Raw genomic sequence first — 16,102 nt, 5'->3', positions numbered from 1 at the left:
GCACGATCCTTCCGGACGGATGAACGGACTTCCTCTGTATGGAACGAGCCCCGTGCCGGGGAGGCACGGGGCTCACAACAGGGCACTGCCCGCGTGGTGTTCGGCGGGCAGCGCCTCTCAGGGTTTGACGGCGATGCGGCCCTCGTCCATGCGCAGCAGGAGGAGCCGCTCACCGGTCTCCTCGAGGAACTCGTCCACGGCCTGGCGCGATCCCTGCCAGTAGCCGTAGTCGTCGATCAGCAGCACCCCGCCGCTCACCAGGCGCCCGTACAGGTGCTCCAGCTCGTGCTTGGTCGACGCGTACCAGTCGGTGTCCAGCCGGAGGATGGCGATCTGCTCCGGCGCCTGCTCCGGGACGGTGTCCTCGACCTTGCCCCGCACGTAGTGGATGCGGTCCTCCGGGTACGGGACCTGCTCGAACCCGGCCCGCACGTCCTCCAGGGAGGCGACGGCCCAGATGGGCCGGTCCTTGCCCTGGGCCTCCAGCAGCTCCTGCGCCGGCCTGCCGTCGCGCCGCAGGTCCTCCGCGGTGGGCGGGGTCATCCCCTCGTAGGTGTCGAAGAGGTGGAGACCCCGGTCCGTCTCGCCGAGCGACAGCAGGGTCTTCGCACAGGCCTGCATGGAACCGCCGCGCCAGACACCGCACTCGACGATGTCGCCCGGGATGCCGTGCTTGACGACGTACCGGGTCGCGAGGACGAAGGCGTTGAGCCGTTCCGGGGAGGTCATCGTGTACGGCTTGACCGCGCGGATGATGTCCTTGGCCTCGTCGTCGTAGTCCGCGGGGAACTGCGGCTTGCCGGAGGCGCTCTTCGCCGCCGTCTTCGCCGCCGTCTTCACCGCCGGAGGCTCCGCGGGGGCGGAGCGGGGAGCGGGCAGGGTCGCGCGCCTGAGCTGGTATCCGGTGAGTTGCTGAAGGACGCCGTTGACGGCGTTGCGCCAAGCCATGGGGCCGGACAGTACGCACGCTTTGCGGCTCATGTCATCTTTCGTCAACCTGCAGTTGATGGGGCGGGGCGGCTGCCCGGCCGCCCGCACCGCTCCCTGCCGTCCAGCGGGCGCGGCAGCGGAACCCGGTCCACCCCGCCGGCCCGGTTCGCCCACCACACCGCGGTCTCCCGCACGGCGAGGTCGGCCAGCGTGTTCTTCAGCCGGGTGACCGGCCGCCGGTCGGGCCCCGGCCGGCGGAAGACGCCCACCGAGTCGCCCCAGTAGGCGGCCTCGGCGTCGATGGAGCCGTAGTCGTGCCGGATGCCCTTCGCGGGCGGGAAATCCGTGTACGCCTCGCGGAGTTCGAGGCGGGAGTGGGCCGCCAACGCCCGGAAGCCGTCGGGGTAGTAGCGCCAGCAGTCCTGCGCGTCGTGGACGTGGCCTCGCGAGGGCGCCGTGATGAAGGCGTGGCCACCGGGCCTGAGCACCCGGGCGATCTCCATCATCGAGACCCAGAAGAACGGGATGTGCTCGAACGCCTGGCCGGACAGCACCACATCGGCGCTGCGGGACCTCACGGGGATCCGGTAGGGCCGGGTCATGACCACGTCGACGTTGGGGCCGTCGAGGACGTCGACCCCGACGTAGTCGATGTCGTGGTCCGCCAGCAGGCCGCGGTGGGTGCGGGTCTGCCTGCCGGAGATCCGCGAGCCGAGGTCCACCACACGGTGCCTGCGCTCCTTGGGCAGGTACTCCTCGACGCAGAGCCGCATCTGCTCGTAGGCGGACCGGTGCATGTGCTTCTCCCCACGTTGCGGTGTGCGCGCGCTGTTGAGCACAACGACGGCGAGGTGCGGAGGAATCGCCCCGTACGAGTGACCCCGGGGTTCAGTCCGGGCGCACCGGGAAGACCCGGCGCACCACGCGCTCCGCCGCCCGCCCGTCGTCCCAGGGGCAGAAGCGGTCCCGGAACGCGGCGCGCAGCCCGTCGGCCTCCGGTGACTTCCAGGCCCCGCTCCGCAGCACCTCGAGCAGTTCGTCCTCCGTGGTGGCGACGGCCCCCGGGGTGTCGCCGGGGCGGCCGGACAGCAGGTCGACGTACGTACCGCGGGCGGCCCGGTAGGCGTCCCAGTCGGGCGCATAGGTGATGACCGGCCGGTCCAGACAGGCGTAGTCGAACATCAGGGACGAGTAGTCGGTGATCAACGCGTCGGACGCCAGACAGAGTTCCTCGACGCTGGGATGTCCGGTGACGTCGACGACCCGGCCCCCCGGGACCGTGCCGGCCGAACCCCCGTAGAAGTAGTGGGCGCGCACCAGCAGCACCCAGCCGGGCCCCAGGTCACGGGTGAGGCGCTCCGGGTCGAGGCGGGGGGCGAAGCCCTTGCGGTAGTCGCGGTGGGTGGGGGCGTAGAGCAGCACGGTCGGTCCGGGCGCGATGCCGAGCTCCGCACGGATCCTGCGGGTCAGCTCGGGTGTCGCGGTGCACAGCACGTCGTTGCGCGGGTAGCCGTAGGGCAGTTGCTCGTACGAGGAGGGGTAGACCCGGTCCCAGGTCTCGGTGCTGTGCGGGTTGGCGGAGAGGCTGAAGTCCCACTGGTCGGTGTGGGTGACGATCCGCTCGAAGCTGACCCCGTTGGTGAGGGCGGGGTACGGGAGCTGGTCCAGACCCATCGTCTTCAGCGGCGTCCCGTGGTGGGTCTGGAGGTAGGTCTGACCGGGCCGCTTGGTGAAGCCGCCGGGGAAGCTCGAGTTGTTGACCAGGTACGTCGCGGTGGCCATGGTCCGCCAGTAGGCGCGGGAGCCCTCGATGACGTACGGCACACCGGGCGGCATCCGGTCGCGGTGGCGGGAGGAGACGACCCATACGCCGCGGATGTGCGGGACCAGTTCACGCGCCTTGGCGTAGACGGCGGCCGGGTTGCAGGCGACACCCCTGTTCCAGTACGCCCCGTAGACGGCGAGGCAGGGGTCCAGCGGGCGGCGCAGGTCGGCGCGGTAGACGGCCGCCATCACGCGGGCGCGCAGCGACTTCCGGCCCGCGCGTGCGGCGCCGCGCGCCCGGGTGCGCCCGGCGCGGAGGGCCTCGCGCGCGCGGTGCGCGGTGTACCGGCCGGGGAGCCCGGCCGCCCGGAAGAACGCGGCACGGTCCCGCGGGGCGACCTTGGCCGGATCGGCGAGCACGGCCGCCAGGTGGGCGGCGCGCGCGGCCGGGATCCGCGGATCTCCCCCGGTCTCGGCCGCCAGCCGCTCGTACGCGCCGACGACGGCGAAGTGCGCGCGGCCCGGCGGCGTCACGGAGGGACCCGTGCGGCGCAGCCGGTGGCGTACGCGGATCCGGTCGAGCGAGGCGAGGGTGCCCGCGTCGGCGGCGAGGAAGGCCGCACGGTGGACGGGCACGACGTCGCCGTACGGGCCCTCGGTGAAGCGGAGCCCGTGCGCCTCCCAGAAGGCACGCCGGAACAGCTGGTTCCGGGCGGCCGGGAGCGTGTCGCCCGGCCGCACCGCGCCCCACCAGTCGACCTGGTCGTGGCCCAGGCGCAGCACGTCGGGCCGGTCCTCGGCCAGCCGTGCGGAGATGTCCGCGAGCGCTCCCGGCAGGAGCAGGTCGTCCCCGTCGAGGAAGAGCAGATAGGCCCCGCGCGCCGCCGCCGCGCCGGCGTTGCGGGCCGCGCCGGCGTCCCAGGGCCCCTCCAGGGCCAGCACGCGTACCCGGGGGTCTCGCGCGGCGCACTCCCGGGCGATGGCGAGGACCGGCCCGCCGCCGGGGGCGCCTACGGCGATCAGCTCCAGGTCCACCGGCCCGCCCTCCCCCGGCGACTGCTCGGTCACGGACTCCAGGGCGGACCTCAGGTACCCCTGAACGCGGTGGGCGGGCACGACGACACTCAGGAACATGGCAGCCGAGCGTATCGGGCACCGCGCCGCCCGCCCCAGCGATCTTCACCCGTTCGGGTCAGCGGCGTGACCCGGGGCGCCCACCCGGGTTGAGCCGTGCATGAAGCCACTCCTCAGCGTCGTCGTCCCGGTGCACAACGTCGAGGACTACCTGGAGGAGTGCCTCGCCTCGCTGGCCGGTCAGTCCCTGCGGGACATCGAGGTCGTGCTCGTCGACGACGGTTCGACGGACGGGAGCCGCCGGATCGCCGAGGACTTCGCGGCCCGGGACGAGCGGTTCCGCTGTGTCCACCAGCCCAACGCGGGGCTGAGCGCCGCCCGCAACACGGGGATCGCCCGCACGACGGCCGGTGTCCCTTACCTGGCGTTCGCCGACAGCGACGACGTCCTCGTCCCCGACGCGTACGAACGGATGGTGGCGTCCCTGGAGTCGACGGGGTCGGACCTGGTGACGGGCAACGTGTGGCGGCTGGGCGAGCAGGGACCCCAGCAGGCCTGGCAGTACCGCTGGCTGACCGCCGACCGCCTCCGCACCCACATCACGCGCGATCCCGGGCTGCTGGCCGACCGCGTCGCGTGGAACAAGGTCTTCCGGCGCTCCTTCTGGGACCGGCACGCCTTCACCTTCCCGGTGGGCAGGCTCTACGAGGACACCCCGGTGATGATCCCGGCGCACTACCTCGCCGGGTCGGTGGACGTCCTGCACGCGCACGTCTACCACTGGCGGGTGCGGGAGGGCTCGATCACCCGGCGGCGCACGGACGTGCGGGGCGTGCGGGACCGGATCGCCGCGTGCGAGCAGGTCAGCGCGTTCCTGGCGGACCGCGGCGCCGCTCAGCGGCTGCGCTACGACATCTCGTGCCTGCGCGACGACTTCGTGTACTTCCTCGAAGGGCTGCCGATGGGCGGCCCCGCCTACCGCTCGGCCTTCATGGAGGGCGTGGGCGCCTTCCTCGACCGGGCCGGCGACGCGGCTCTGGCGGGGCTGCCGGCCGAGGCCCGCATCCGCTGGCGGCTGGTGCGGGAGCGCAGGGCCGACGAGCTGCTGGCGGTCCTGGACTTCGAACGGGCCAACGGGAGCGGCACGTTCACCGTGTCGGGCCCACCGGGCCGGCGGCGCGCCTCGCACCCCGGCCTCGTGGCCGGCGGAGGGGTCCCCGTGCGGCTCGGAAAGGGTGATCTCCCCGCCGTGGCCCGCCTCGTGGAGTCGTCGTGGGCCGAGGACGGCAGGCTGAGGCTGCGCGGATACGCCTACATCCGCAATCTTCCGGCCGAGTCCGCCCGGCACTCCCTGAAGGCGGCCTTCGTGCGGGAGTCGGGCGGCAGACGGCTGCGCGCCGTGCCGGTGCGGACGTTCCGGACGGACCGGGCCACCGCCGACTCGGGCCAGGAGCTGCACCGTTACGACCACGCGGGCTTCGACCTGGTCCTCGACCCGGGGCGGCTGGGGACGGGCACCTGGCAGGTGGGCGTGGTGGTGGCCGGACACGGCGTCGTACGGCGGGCCGCGCTGCGCGCCGTGGAGGCCGCCGCCGCTCAGCCCCTGGTCCACGACCTGGGCGGAGGACGGCGCGCGGTGCTCGGCTACCGGGACGGCCGGCTGGAACTGACCGTGACCCGGCTGCCCGCCATGGCCACCGGCCACACCCGCGAGGCGGGCGCCCTGGAGGTGACGGGCCGGCTGTACGGGAGCGCGCGGCCCACGGCCCTGGTCCTCACCCGGGAGGGAGCGGCGGAGCAGGTCTGTCCGGTGCGGTGCGGGGACGGCTTCGGCGCCCGGATCCCGCTCGCGGCCCTCTCGGCGGAGCCCGCCCCGGACTCCGGCGCGCGCCGGTCCGCCGCCCCGGTGCCGGCGGGCCGGTGGCAGGTCTCCCTGCTGACCGGCGGCGTCCGCGTCCCGCTGGCCGCCGCCCCGGACCTCACCCCGCCCGCGTTCGCGGACGCCGCGGGCCACCTGGTGGTGGAGACGGACGGCGGGCCGTTCGCGGACCGTGCCGGGCGCGCCCCGGACGGCGGGCTGCGCGTCGAGGGGACCGGGACCGGCTCCCTGGTCCTGCGGCACAGCACCCTCGGTGAGACGGCGGCCGTTCCCACGGAGGAGCGGGAGGGCCCCCGCTTCGCCGCCGTGCTGGCACCGCCTCCCCGTGAAGGCGACTGGGAGGTCCTGCTGGACGGCCGCCCCGTGCGCGTGGGGGCGGCCCTCGCCGCCCTCCTGCCGGTGAGCGACACGGGGGCCCGCTTCAGCCTCGACCGCCGCCACGGCGACCGGCTGACCGTACGCTGCGCGCCTCCGCTCGGTGACGCGGAGCGGAGCGCGTACCGCCAGGGCCGTCTGCGGACGGGGCACTATCCGGCGCAGCGCCGGATGCCGCTGCGGGACGTCGTGCTCTACGCCGGGGAGGGATCCCCCCGTGCCGTGCACGCCGAGCTCGTGCGCCGTCACACCGGTGCCGAGCACCTCTGGGTCACCGACGGATCCGCGGGCGCCGCGGCCCGTGTCCCGGCCACGGCCGCCGGCGTCGTGGCCCACAGCACCGCCTGGTACGAGACGCTGGCGCGGGCCCGCCGGATCGTCGCGGCCGGCCAGCTGCCCGCCTGGTTCGAGCGCCGCCCGGACCAGACGGTCGTACAGACCTGGCACGGCTCGCCGCTCGGCCGGTTCGGCCTGGACCTCACCGGCACCCTGTACGCCGACCACCAGCACCTCGCCACGCTGGCGCACCGCTCCGCCCAGTGGTCGGTGCTGGTCTCCCCCAGCGCCTTCGCCACCCCGCACCTGCGCCGCGCCCTGGCCTACGGCGGAGAGGTGCTGGAAGCGGGCTGTCCGGCCGACGACCTGCTGTGCGCACCCGGCAGGGACGAGGCGGCCGGGCGGGTGCGCCGGACGCTGGGCGTCCCGGACGGCCATCGCGTGGTGCTGTACGCGCCGACGTACCGCGACCACCTCGCGCACCCGCCGACGCGTGCTCCCGGCGGCTCCTCCCCCCTGTACCGCTGGGACCCGGCGCTCGACCTGCCCTCGCTGGCGCGGTCGCTGGACGGCCGCACCACGGTGCTGGTCCGCCGGCATCCACGGGTGACGGGCGGCGTGCCGGCCCACCCGGCCCTGCGTGACGTGTCCGCGCACCCGGACGCCACCGAGCTCCTGCTGGTCGCCGATGTACTGGTCACCGACTACTCGGGCCTCGCGTTCGGCTTCGCGCACACCGGCCGCCCGATGCTCTTCCACACCTACGACCTGGAGCACTACCGGGACACCGTGCGCGGTTTCTGCCTGGACTTCGAGACCCGGGCCCCAGGGCCGCTGCTCGTCACCACCCAGGAGGTGGCCCGGGCCCTGCGGGCCACACCGGCTTCGGCGGACCTCCACGCGGACGCCTACGAGAGCTTCCGGCAGGACCACTGCGGCCCCGCCGACGGCGGTGCGGCCCGCCGTGTCGTGGACCGGCTCCTCCGCGAGGGCTCCGGCTCCCCGAGCCGCGTCAGCCCTTGAGCGCCCGCACGGCCGACGCCGCGAGGTCGTCCAGATATCCCTTGGGCAGCCCGCCGCGGACCACGGCGAGGCGCCAGTACAGCGGCCCGACGATGAGGTCCAGCGCCCGGTCGGGATCGCTGCCCTCCGGCAGCTCGCCCCGCTCCACCGCCGCCCGTACGACCACGGCGGCCACCCCCTGCTGCTGGTCGAGCAGCGCGGCCTTGATGGCGTCGGAGATCTCCGGGTTGCGGGCGGCCTCCACCAGCAGATCGGGGATCACCTGCGAGGCGACGGGGTGACGCAGGGCGTACGCGGCCAGTTCCAGCACGGCGCGCACGTCGCCGTACAGCGAACCGGTCGCGGGCGCCGGCATGCCCTGGGCGGCCACGGCCGCGACCAGGTCCAGCACGAGGTGGAGCTTGGACTTCCAGCGGCGGTAGACGGCCGTCTTGCCCACGCCCGCGCGCCGGGCGATGCCCTCGATCGACATCCGTGCGAATCCCACGGCGGCCAGCTCCTCGAAGACGGCGCCGCGGATCGCGTCGGTCACGTCCTCCCGCAGCACCGCGGCACCTGCCGGGGGGCGGCGCCCGGCTCGCCGTTCGGTGGTCATGGCCCGAATGATAGACCGTAACGACGAAACGGTTGCGTTGCGACGCACAAACGTCCTACTGTCAGCGTTGCGACGATACGGTGCCGTCCCATCCGCCGGGACACCGTTCCGCCGTGATCCCCCCGCCCCTCGTCGAAAGCGACCGTGGTGAGCCAGACAGCAGCCCCGCCTTCCCCGGTGGACACCGCACCCCCCGCACACCTCCCCGTGTACGAACCCGGTGAGCTGGCCGCGCTCGCCGCCCGCCACGGGCTGGCCGTCAGCGGGGCCCGGCCGTCACTCGGCGCGTACGTCCGGCAGCTCTGGGGGCGCCGGCACTTCATCACCGCCTTCGCCACGGCCAAGCTGACCGCGCAGTACAGCCAGGCGAAGCTCGGCCAGATCTGGCAGATCATGACCCCGCTGCTCAACGCGACGGTCTACTACTTCATCTTCGGTGTCCTGATGAACACCAAGCACGGAGTCCCCGACTACGTGCCCTTCCTCGTCACCGGGGTGTTCATCTGGACCTTCACCGCCAGCTCGATCACGGCCGGGACCCGTGCCATCAGCGGCAACACCGGACTCGTCAGGGCCCTGCACTTCCCCCGCGCCTCCCTGCCGATCGCCCTGGCCATCCAGCAGCTCCAGCAGCTGCTGTTCTCCCTGGGCGCGCTCTTCGTGATCCTGCTCGCCTTCGGCCAGTACCCGCGGCCGTCCTGGCTGCTGGCCGTCCCCGCGCTCACCCTGCAGGCGCTCTTCAACACCGGCATCTCGATGGTCATGGCCCGGCTGGCGGCCAAGACCCCCGACATCGCCCAGCTGACGCCCTTCCTCCTGCGCACCTGGATGTACGCGTCGGGCGTCATGTGGAGCCTCGACACCCTGCTCACCACCGACCGGGTCCCGCAGATCGTCCTGTTCGCCCTGGAGTGCAACCCGGCGGCGGTCTACATCGACCTGATGCGCTTCGCCCTGATCGACAGCTTCACCGACTCGCAACTGCCCCCGCACGTGTGGGCGATCGCCACGGGCTGGGCCCTCGTCTGCGGCATCGGCGGTTTCGTCTACTTCTGGAAGGCCGAGGAGAGGTACGGACGTGGCTGACACCCTCGACACCCGTGTGCCCACCGTCGTCGTCGACGACGTCCACATCACCTACACGGTCAACGGCGCGCGCACCGGGAAGGGCAGCGCCACCTCCGCCCTGAACCGGATCGTCTCGCGCCGGCAGCCCCGGGGCGCACGCCAGGTGCACGCCGTGAAGGGCGTCAGCTTCGCCGCGTACAAGGGCGAGGCCATCGGCCTGATCGGCTCCAACGGCTCCGGAAAGTCGACGCTCCTCAAGGCGATCGCGGGACTGCTGCCCCCGTCGCAGGGCCGGGTCCACACCCAGGGGCAGCCCTCGCTGCTCGGTGTGAACGCCGCCCTGATGAACGATCTGACCGGGGAGCGCAACGTCGTGCTGGGCGGTCTGGCCATGGGCATGACCCGCCGGCAGATCCGCGAGCGCTACCAGGACATCGTCGACTTCTCCGGGATCAACGAGAAGGGCGACTTCATCACCCTGCCCATGCGGACCTACTCCTCGGGCATGGGAGCCAGACTGCGCTTCTCCATCGCGGCGGCCAAGAGCCACGACGTCCTGCTGATCGACGAGGCGCTCTCCACCGGCGACGCGAAGTTCCAGCGGCGCAGCAAGGACCGGATCATGGAACTCCGCGAGGAGGCCGGCACGGTGTTCCTCGTCAGCCACAGCAACAGGTCGATCACCGAGACCTGCGACCGGGCGATCTGGCTCGAGGCGGGCACCCTGCGGATGGACGGCCCGGCCAAGGAGGTCGTGGCTGCCTACGAGGAGTTCACCGGGCCCGCGAAGCCCGGGAAACCCAAGAAGTGAAGCGGTGAAGCCGTCCGCGGGACGGGCCCTCTCGGCCCGTCCCGCGGACGGCTTCGTGTTCCGGCCGTTCCGGCCGGTCCGGATCAGGCGTGCGTACGCAGCAGGGTCCGCATGGTCCTCATCGCCACCGACAGGTTCGCCAGGTCGAAGGACTCGGAGCTGCGGATCTCCTCCAGGGTGGCCCTCGAACGCGCCAGGATCGCCGCGTTCTTCTCCTCCCATGCCTTGAACCGCTGCTCGGGCGAGGACGTCCCGTTGCCGACGGACAGCACGTCCGAGGTGAGCGCGGCGTGCGCGGCGTACAGGTCCTCGCGGATGGAGGCGCGGGCCATCGACTGCCAGCGGTCGGCCCGCGGCAGCTCGATGATCCGGTCCATCAGCTGTGTGATCCCCAGCCGGTCGGCGAGGTCGTAGTACACCTCGGCGACGGCCAGCGGGTCCTTGCCCGTCCGGTCCGCGATCGCCACGATGTCCAGCGCCGGGAAGGCGGAGGAGAATCCGGCCACCCGCACCGCCAGTTCCTCGGGGACGCCCACCGAGGTGAGCTCGTCGAGGATCGACTGGTACCACTCGATGTCGGCGCCCCTGAGCAGCTTGGGCAGCTCGTTCCAGACGCGCTCGACACCGTCGCGGAAGAAACCGATGGTCTCCGCGATCTCCACCGGCTGGGGCCGGTTGCCGAGGAGCCAGCGCGATCCGCGCTCGACGAGCCGGCGCGAGTGCAGCCGGATCCGGGTCTGCACATCGGCGGCCACCGTGTTGTCGAGCGCCTCCACGGCGTCCCACACGGCGGAGAGGCCGAAGATCTCACGCGCGGCGAACTGGGCCCGCACGATCTCCTCCAGCGACGCCCCGGTCTCCTCGCGCAGCCGGTGCAGGAACGTCGATCCGCCGGTGTTCACCGTGTCGTTGACCAGCACCGTCGTGATGATCTCGCGGCGCAGCGCGTGCCCGTCGACCGCCTCGGGGAACTTCTCGCTCAGCTGCTTCGGGAAGTAGGCGTGCACCAGCCCCTGGAGATGCGCGTCGTCCGGCAGGCAGGTGGAGATCAGCTCCTCGGCCGCCGTGATCTTGGTGTAGGCGAGCAGCACGGCCAGCTCCGGCTGGCTGAGCCCCTTGCCGTGGTTCAGCAGCTCGCGGATCTGGCGGTCGTTCGGCAGGAACTCGAGCCCCCGGTCCAGGTGCCCCTCACGGCCGAGCCTGCGCATGAAGCGCTGGTGTGCGTGCAGGAGTGACGGCGCCTGGGCGCAGGCGTTGGAGAGCGCGGTGTTCTGCGCGTAGTTGTTGCGCAGCACGAGCGTTCCGACCTCGTCGGTCATCTCCGCGAGCACCTTGTTGCGCTGCTTGACGGTCATGTCGCCCTCTCGGACCAGACCGTTGAGCAGGATCTTGATGTTGACCTCGTGGTCGGAGGTGTCCACACCGGCGCTGTTGTCGATCGCGTCCGTGTTGATCCGGCCGCCGGCCCGGGCGAACTCGATGCGGCCGAGCTGGGTGGCGCCGAGGTTGCCTCCCTCACCCACGACACGGGCCCGCAGGTCCGCGCCGTTGACACGGATCGAGTCGTTGGCCTTGTCGCCGACGTCGCCGTTCGACTCGGCCGTCGACTTGATGTACGTGCCGATGCCGCCGTTCCACACGAGGTCGACCGACGCCTTGAGGATGTTCTGCATCAGCTCGGCGGGCGTCATCTTGGTGACCTTGGAGTCGATGCCGAGCGCCGCGCGGATGTGCGCGTTGACCGGGATCGACTTGGCCGACCGCGGGTGGATGCCACCGCCCGCGGACAGCAGCTCCTTGTCGTAGTCCGCCCAGGAGCTGCGCGGCAGGTCGAAGAGCCGGCGCCGCTCCGCGTACGAGGTGGCGGCGTCCGGGTTCGGGTCGATGAAGATGTGCCGGTGGTCGAAGGCCGCGACCAGCCGGATGTGCTCGGAGAGCAGCATGCCGTTGCCGAACACGTCACCGGACATGTCGCCGACGCCGACGACGGTGAAGTCCTCGGTCTGGGTGTCGTGGCCCAGCTCGCGGAAGTGCCGCTTCACGGACTCCCAGGCACCGCGGGCGGTGATGCCCATGCCCTTGTGGTCGTAACCGGCCGAGCCTCCGGAGGCGAAGGCGTCGCCGAGCCAGAAGCCGTACGCCACGGCGACGTCGTTGGCGATGTCGGAGAAGCTCGCGGTCCCCTTGTCGGCGGCGACGACGAGGTAGGTGTCGTCCTCGTCGTGGCGCACGACCTCGGCGGGGTGCACGACCTCGCCGGTCACCATGTTGTCGGTGATGTCGAGCAGCGCCGAGATGAAGATCCTGTAGCAGGCGATGCCCTCGGCGAGCCAGGCGTCACGGTCCACCGCCGGGTCCGGCAGCTGCTTGGCGACGAAGCCGCCCTTGGCGCCCACCGGCACGATCACGGTGTTCTTGACCATCTGCGCCTTGACCAGGCCGAGGATCTCCGTACGGAAGTCCTCCCGCCGGTCCGACCAGCGCAGACCGCCGCGGGCGACCTTGCCGAAGCGCAGGTGGACGCCCTCGACGCGCGGCGAGTAGACCCAGATCTCGTACGCGGGCCGCGGTGCGGGCAGGTCCGGGATGGCCTGCGGGTCGAACTTCATCGAGACGTAGTTGTGCGGCTCGTGGTCGTCGGCCAGCTGGAAGTAGTTGGTCCGCAGCGTGGCCTTGATGACCGTGAGGAAGGACCGCAGGATCCGGTCCTCGTCCAGCGAGGCGACCTGGTCGAGAGCCCCGTCCAGCTCCTCCAGCAGCCCGTCCGTCAGCTCCGTGCCGGCCTTCTGACGCGTCGGGGACATCCGGGCCTCGAAGAGGGAGACCAGGAGCCGGGTGGTGTGGACGTTGTTGCGGAGGGTGTCCTCCATGTAGTCCTGGCTGAAGGTCGAACCCGCCTGGCGCAGGTACTTCGCGTACGCGCGCAGCACCATCGCCTGACGCCAGTCGAGTCCGGCGCCCAGGACCAGGGAGTTGAAGCCGTCGTTCTCCGCCTCGCCGGTCCAGATGGCGGCGAACGCCTCCTGGAAGCGGTCCCTGGCGTCGTCGGCGAGGTAGTCCCCGTTGCCGGTGGCCCTCTTCGGCAGGCGCAGTCCGAAGTCGTAGATCCAGGCGTGCGTGCGGTCGGCGCAACGCAGCTCGTACGGACGTTCGTCGACCACCTCCACCCCGAGACGCTGGAGTGCGGGAAGGACCGCGGAGAGCGAGACCTGCTCGCCGGTCCGGTAGATCTTGAAACGACGCTCGTCGGGAGCGGCGCCGACCGGCTCGTACAGGCTGAGCGCGAAGTCCTTGCGCTCGCTCTTGAGCGCCTCGAGGTGGACCAGGTCGGCCACGGCGGCGCGCGGCGAGTGGTCGGCCTTGTAGCCCTCGGTGAACGACTGCCCGTAACGGCGCAGCAGCTCGGCGGCACGCTCCTCGCCGCATTCGGCGTTCAGCGCCTCCTGGAAGCCGTCGGCCCAGGAGCGGGCGGCCTCGACGAGGCGCGCCTCGATGCGGTCCGCGTCCGCGTCGGTGAGGTGCGACAGCTCGGTGCCCGGCGGGACCCTGACGACGAAGTGGAGACGGGAGAGGATCGACTCGGTGTTCCAGGCCGTGAAGTCGACGCTGGTACCGCCCAGTTCCTCCTTGAGGATGTCGATCAGGCGGAGCCTCACGCCGGTGGTGTAGCGGTCGCGCGGCAGGTAGACGAGGGCGGAGTAGTAGCGCCCGTACTCGTCCTGGCGCAGGTAGAGCCGCAGCCGGCGGCGCTCCTGGAGGTACAGCACCGAGGTGACGATCGAGCGCAGCTGGTCGACGGGCGTCTGGAAGAGCTCGTCGCGCGGGTACGTCTCCAGGATCTGGAGCAGGTCGCGGCCGTCGTGGCTGTTGGGCGTGAAGCCCGCGCCCTCCAGCACCTCGGCGACCTTGCGGCGCACCACGGGCACCCGGCGCACCGACTCGGTGTACGCGGCGGAGGAGAACAGGCCGAGGAAGCGGCGCTCACCGACGACATTGCCCTCGGCGTCGAACTTCTTCACCCCGATGTAGTCCAGGTAGCTGGGGCGGTGCACGGTCGCCCTGCTGTTCGCCTTCGTCAGGACGAGGAGCTTGTGCTCCCTGGCCTTGGCCCGGGCATCCGCGGGCAGCCGGTCGAAGGAGGGGCTCACCGGGTGCGCCTCGTCCTCGCTGTGCTTCGGGTCGGAGCGCAGGATGCCGAGACCGGTGCCGGGGACGGCCGTCAGCGCGTCGGAGTCCCGGAGCTCGTACTCCCGGTAGCCGAGGAAGGTGAAGTGGTCGGCGGCGAGCCAGCGCAGCAGCTCACGGGCCTCCCCGACCTCCTCGTCGGCCAGCTCGTCGAGCGGCTCCGCGGGAAGGTCGTCGGCGATCCGCAGGGCGGCGTCGCGCATCTTGTCCCAGTCCTCGACGGTCTCCCGGACGTCGGACAGGACACGGAGCAGATCGGCGGTGATCTGCTTCAGGTCCGCGCGGTCCGTCTCCCGGTCGATCTCGACGTGGATCCACGACTCGACGAGCGCGTCGTGCGGCAGCTCGGCCACGGCTTCCTTGCGGCCCTTGGACCGCTTCCCGCCGCCCCTGGCCGGGTCGTCGCCGAACACCTCGATCAGCTTGCCGGCGACGTCACGGCGGACGATGACCTGCGGGTGGATCACGAGATGGATGCCGCGGCCCTGCCGGGACAGCTCGTTCGTGACCGAATCGACCAGGAAGGGCATGTCGTCGGTGACGACCTCGACGACGGAGTGGCTGCTCGTCCAGCCGTTCTCCTCCACGGTCGGGGTGTGCACCCGGACGTTCGCGGTGCCCTGCGGCCGGTTCTCCGCCAGCCGGTAGTGGGAGGAGGCAGCCCCGAAGACGTCGACCGGGTCGCGGTCCTTCACGTCCTCCGGAGCGGTGTGCAGGTAGTAGCGCTGGAGATAGGCGAGCAGGGTGCCCCCGCCCGGCCGCTCTTCGCCGCCGGCCTCGGTGCCGTCCTCTGCTCCGGTGCCTTCGGCAAGGTGTACCCGGAGGCCGCCTCCCGGGCCGCCGACACCACCGCCCGGACTGTTGTCAGCTACCCGGGCCGCCCGTGCGAGCAGCTCGGCCTTGGCTTCGTCCAGCTTGGTCTGCATGTCCTCTGGCTCCTGTCGCGCGCCGTTGCGTGACGTAGGTGTAGACGACGACGTAACGCCACGACGCGGGGTTTCCGGTCTGGGTCGACGCTATGCCGCCTGGGGAGATGCCCGGGACCGTATCGGCCATTTTCGGCAGTCGGCCCGGGATGCGGAGATCACGCATCGCCCGGGTGCTGTCGCACTCCGGGCGCAGGCCGGGGGCTTCGCTGCCCCCGAGGCGTATCGCGCTGATCACCGCACCAGGCTATCCCTCCTGCACCCACAACCGTCATGAGCCGCATATGTACAAAAGAAGCCCCCGAACTTTGACACTCTGGACATCGCACGGGATCGCGCCCGCGCGTAAGGACGCCCAGGCACGGGATCGCCCGCGCGTGAGGACGCGCAGGCACGGGGTCGCCCGCGCGTGAGGACGCGCATCTGCGCAGACCGCCCGGCCTCCGGCCCGTCCCCGGCGCCCGCTCCGCGGCCCCGTTCACCGCCGGGCCGTGCCATGAGCCCGGCCGGCGCCTCAGTCAGCCATGAGTTCGGCGAGTGCGACGGCTTCGGCCAGGGTGTCGACCACGGGCACCCCCGCCGCCTCCAGGCTGCCGCGACTGTGCGAACCGCCGGTGTAGAGCACCGCGCGCGCACCCACGTGGGCCGCCGCCACGGCGTCGTCCACCGCGTCACCGATGACCACGGCGGATTCCGGGGCGATGCCCCCGAGGACCTCGAAGTGCCGCGCCATGTGCTGCGCCTTGCTGCCGCCGGAGGGGCCGGTGCGGCCGTCGACGCGCAGGAAATGACGCTCGATGCCGTATCCACGCACCACCGGGACCAGGTGCTCATGGCCGTACATGCTCAGCAGCGAGTGGCTGCGACCGCCGGCGCTCCACCGGACCAGCAGTTCCTCGACGCCCTCGGTCAGCTCGCAGGTCACCCGCTGCTCGGTGTAGTGCCGGTGGAAGAGACCGTCCATCCGCTCCCACTCGGCGGGCGTGGGCAGCCGGCCCATGAGCCGCTCGTAGAACTTGGGTATCGGCACGCAGTACGTCTCGCGGTACTGCTCCAGCGTGAGCGGTGCCAGGTCGACCTCCGCGAAGGCTGCGTTCGTCGCACCGAGGACCGCGGAGATGTCGTCGAGCAGTGTGCCGTTCCAGTCCCAGACCAGATGTGTGCGGTGCTTCCCCGATGTCGCCATGAGGAGAAAA

The 16,102-nt window shown here is 71.9% G+C and carries 9 protein-coding genes; 3 read left to right on the top strand and 6 right to left on the bottom strand.

All coding sequences use genetic code 11. The features are described from left to right. Nucleotides 1–117: 117 nt before the first annotated feature. From ACIRJR_RS28985 to ACIRJR_RS28975, 3 genes are all read right to left on the bottom strand, one after another. A complete protein-coding gene (locus ACIRJR_RS28985; RefSeq protein ID WP_403786009.1) occupies nt 118–981 on the bottom strand; it encodes a TylF/MycF/NovP-related O-methyltransferase in 864 nt (287 codons plus the stop codon). Between the two features lie 11 nt (nt 982–992). Next, entirely contained in the window at nt 993–1,727 is a 735-nt protein-coding gene (locus tag ACIRJR_RS28980; protein ID WP_403786007.1) for a methyltransferase domain-containing protein, read from the bottom strand. Between the two features lie 91 nt (nt 1,728–1,818). After that, a complete protein-coding gene (locus tag ACIRJR_RS28975) occupies nt 1,819–3,828 on the bottom strand; it encodes a CDP-glycerol glycerophosphotransferase family protein (protein ID WP_403786005.1) in 2,010 nt (669 codons plus the stop codon). Between the two features lie 100 nt (nt 3,829–3,928). Between ACIRJR_RS28975 and ACIRJR_RS28970 the strand changes: the two genes are divergently transcribed. Then, a complete protein-coding gene (locus ACIRJR_RS28970) occupies nt 3,929–7,321 on the top strand; it encodes a CDP-glycerol glycerophosphotransferase family protein (RefSeq protein ID WP_403786003.1) in 3,393 nt (1,130 codons plus the stop codon). Here ACIRJR_RS28970 and ACIRJR_RS28965 read toward each other — a convergent pair. Beyond that, nucleotides 7,311–7,916: a TetR/AcrR family transcriptional regulator gene (locus tag ACIRJR_RS28965; RefSeq protein ID WP_403786001.1), complete on the bottom strand. Its 606-nt coding sequence runs from the start codon at nt 7,914–7,916 to the stop codon at nt 7,311–7,313. The genes ACIRJR_RS28970 and ACIRJR_RS28965 overlap by 11 nt on opposite strands. A gap of 144 nt (nt 7,917–8,060) precedes the next feature. Between ACIRJR_RS28965 and ACIRJR_RS28960 the strand changes: the two genes are divergently transcribed. Beyond that, nucleotides 8,061–9,002 carry an ABC transporter permease gene (locus tag ACIRJR_RS28960; RefSeq protein ID WP_403785999.1) on the top strand — a complete coding sequence of 314 codons (942 nt, stop codon included), beginning with the start codon at nt 8,061–8,063 and terminating at the stop codon, nt 9,000–9,002. Next, nucleotides 8,995–9,795: an ABC transporter ATP-binding protein gene (locus ACIRJR_RS28955; RefSeq protein ID WP_403785997.1), complete on the top strand. Its 801-nt coding sequence runs from the start codon at nt 8,995–8,997 to the stop codon at nt 9,793–9,795. Before ACIRJR_RS28960 ends, ACIRJR_RS28955 begins: the two co-directional genes overlap by 8 nt. Nucleotides 9,796–9,878: 83 nt before the next feature. On the opposite strand, the gene ACIRJR_RS28950 is transcribed toward ACIRJR_RS28955, so the two are convergent. Beyond that, on the bottom strand, nt 9,879–14,906 hold the full coding sequence (locus ACIRJR_RS28950; RefSeq protein WP_403785995.1) for an NAD-glutamate dehydrogenase: 5,028 nt from the start codon (nt 14,904–14,906) through the stop codon (nt 9,879–9,881). A 514-nt stretch (nt 14,907–15,420) separates the two neighbouring features. Then, on the bottom strand, nt 15,421–16,092 hold the full coding sequence (locus tag ACIRJR_RS28945; RefSeq protein ID WP_403785993.1) for an HAD family hydrolase: 672 nt from the start codon (nt 16,090–16,092) through the stop codon (nt 15,421–15,423). Between the last annotated feature and the right edge of the window lie 10 nt (nt 16,093–16,102).

Source organism: Streptomyces sp. NPDC102402 (genome assembly GCF_044765765.1).
Lineage (GTDB): Bacteria > Actinomycetota > Actinomycetes > Streptomycetales > Streptomycetaceae > Streptomyces.
This window is presented reverse-complemented; position numbering and strand designations above follow the sequence as displayed.

Coding starts and splice junctions, on each gene's coding strand:
- ACIRJR_RS28985 (WP_403786009.1), bottom strand. CDS start 981: ATGAGCCGCAAAGCGTGCGTACTGTCCGGCCCCATGGCTTGGCGCAAC.
- ACIRJR_RS28980 (WP_403786007.1), bottom strand. CDS start 1,727: ATGCACCGGTCCGCCTACGAGCAGATGCGGCTCTGCGTCGAGGAGTAC.
- ACIRJR_RS28975 (WP_403786005.1), bottom strand. CDS start 3,828: ATGTTCCTGAGTGTCGTCGTGCCCGCCCACCGCGTTCAGGGGTACCTG.
- ACIRJR_RS28970 (WP_403786003.1), top strand. CDS start 3,929: ATGAAGCCACTCCTCAGCGTCGTCGTCCCGGTGCACAACGTCGAGGAC.
- ACIRJR_RS28965 (WP_403786001.1), bottom strand. CDS start 7,916: ATGACCACCGAACGGCGAGCCGGGCGCCGCCCCCCGGCAGGTGCCGCG.
- ACIRJR_RS28950 (WP_403785995.1), bottom strand. CDS start 14,906: ATGCAGACCAAGCTGGACGAAGCCAAGGCCGAGCTGCTCGCACGGGCG.
- ACIRJR_RS28945 (WP_403785993.1), bottom strand. CDS start 16,092: ATGGCGACATCGGGGAAGCACCGCACACATCTGGTCTGGGACTGGAAC.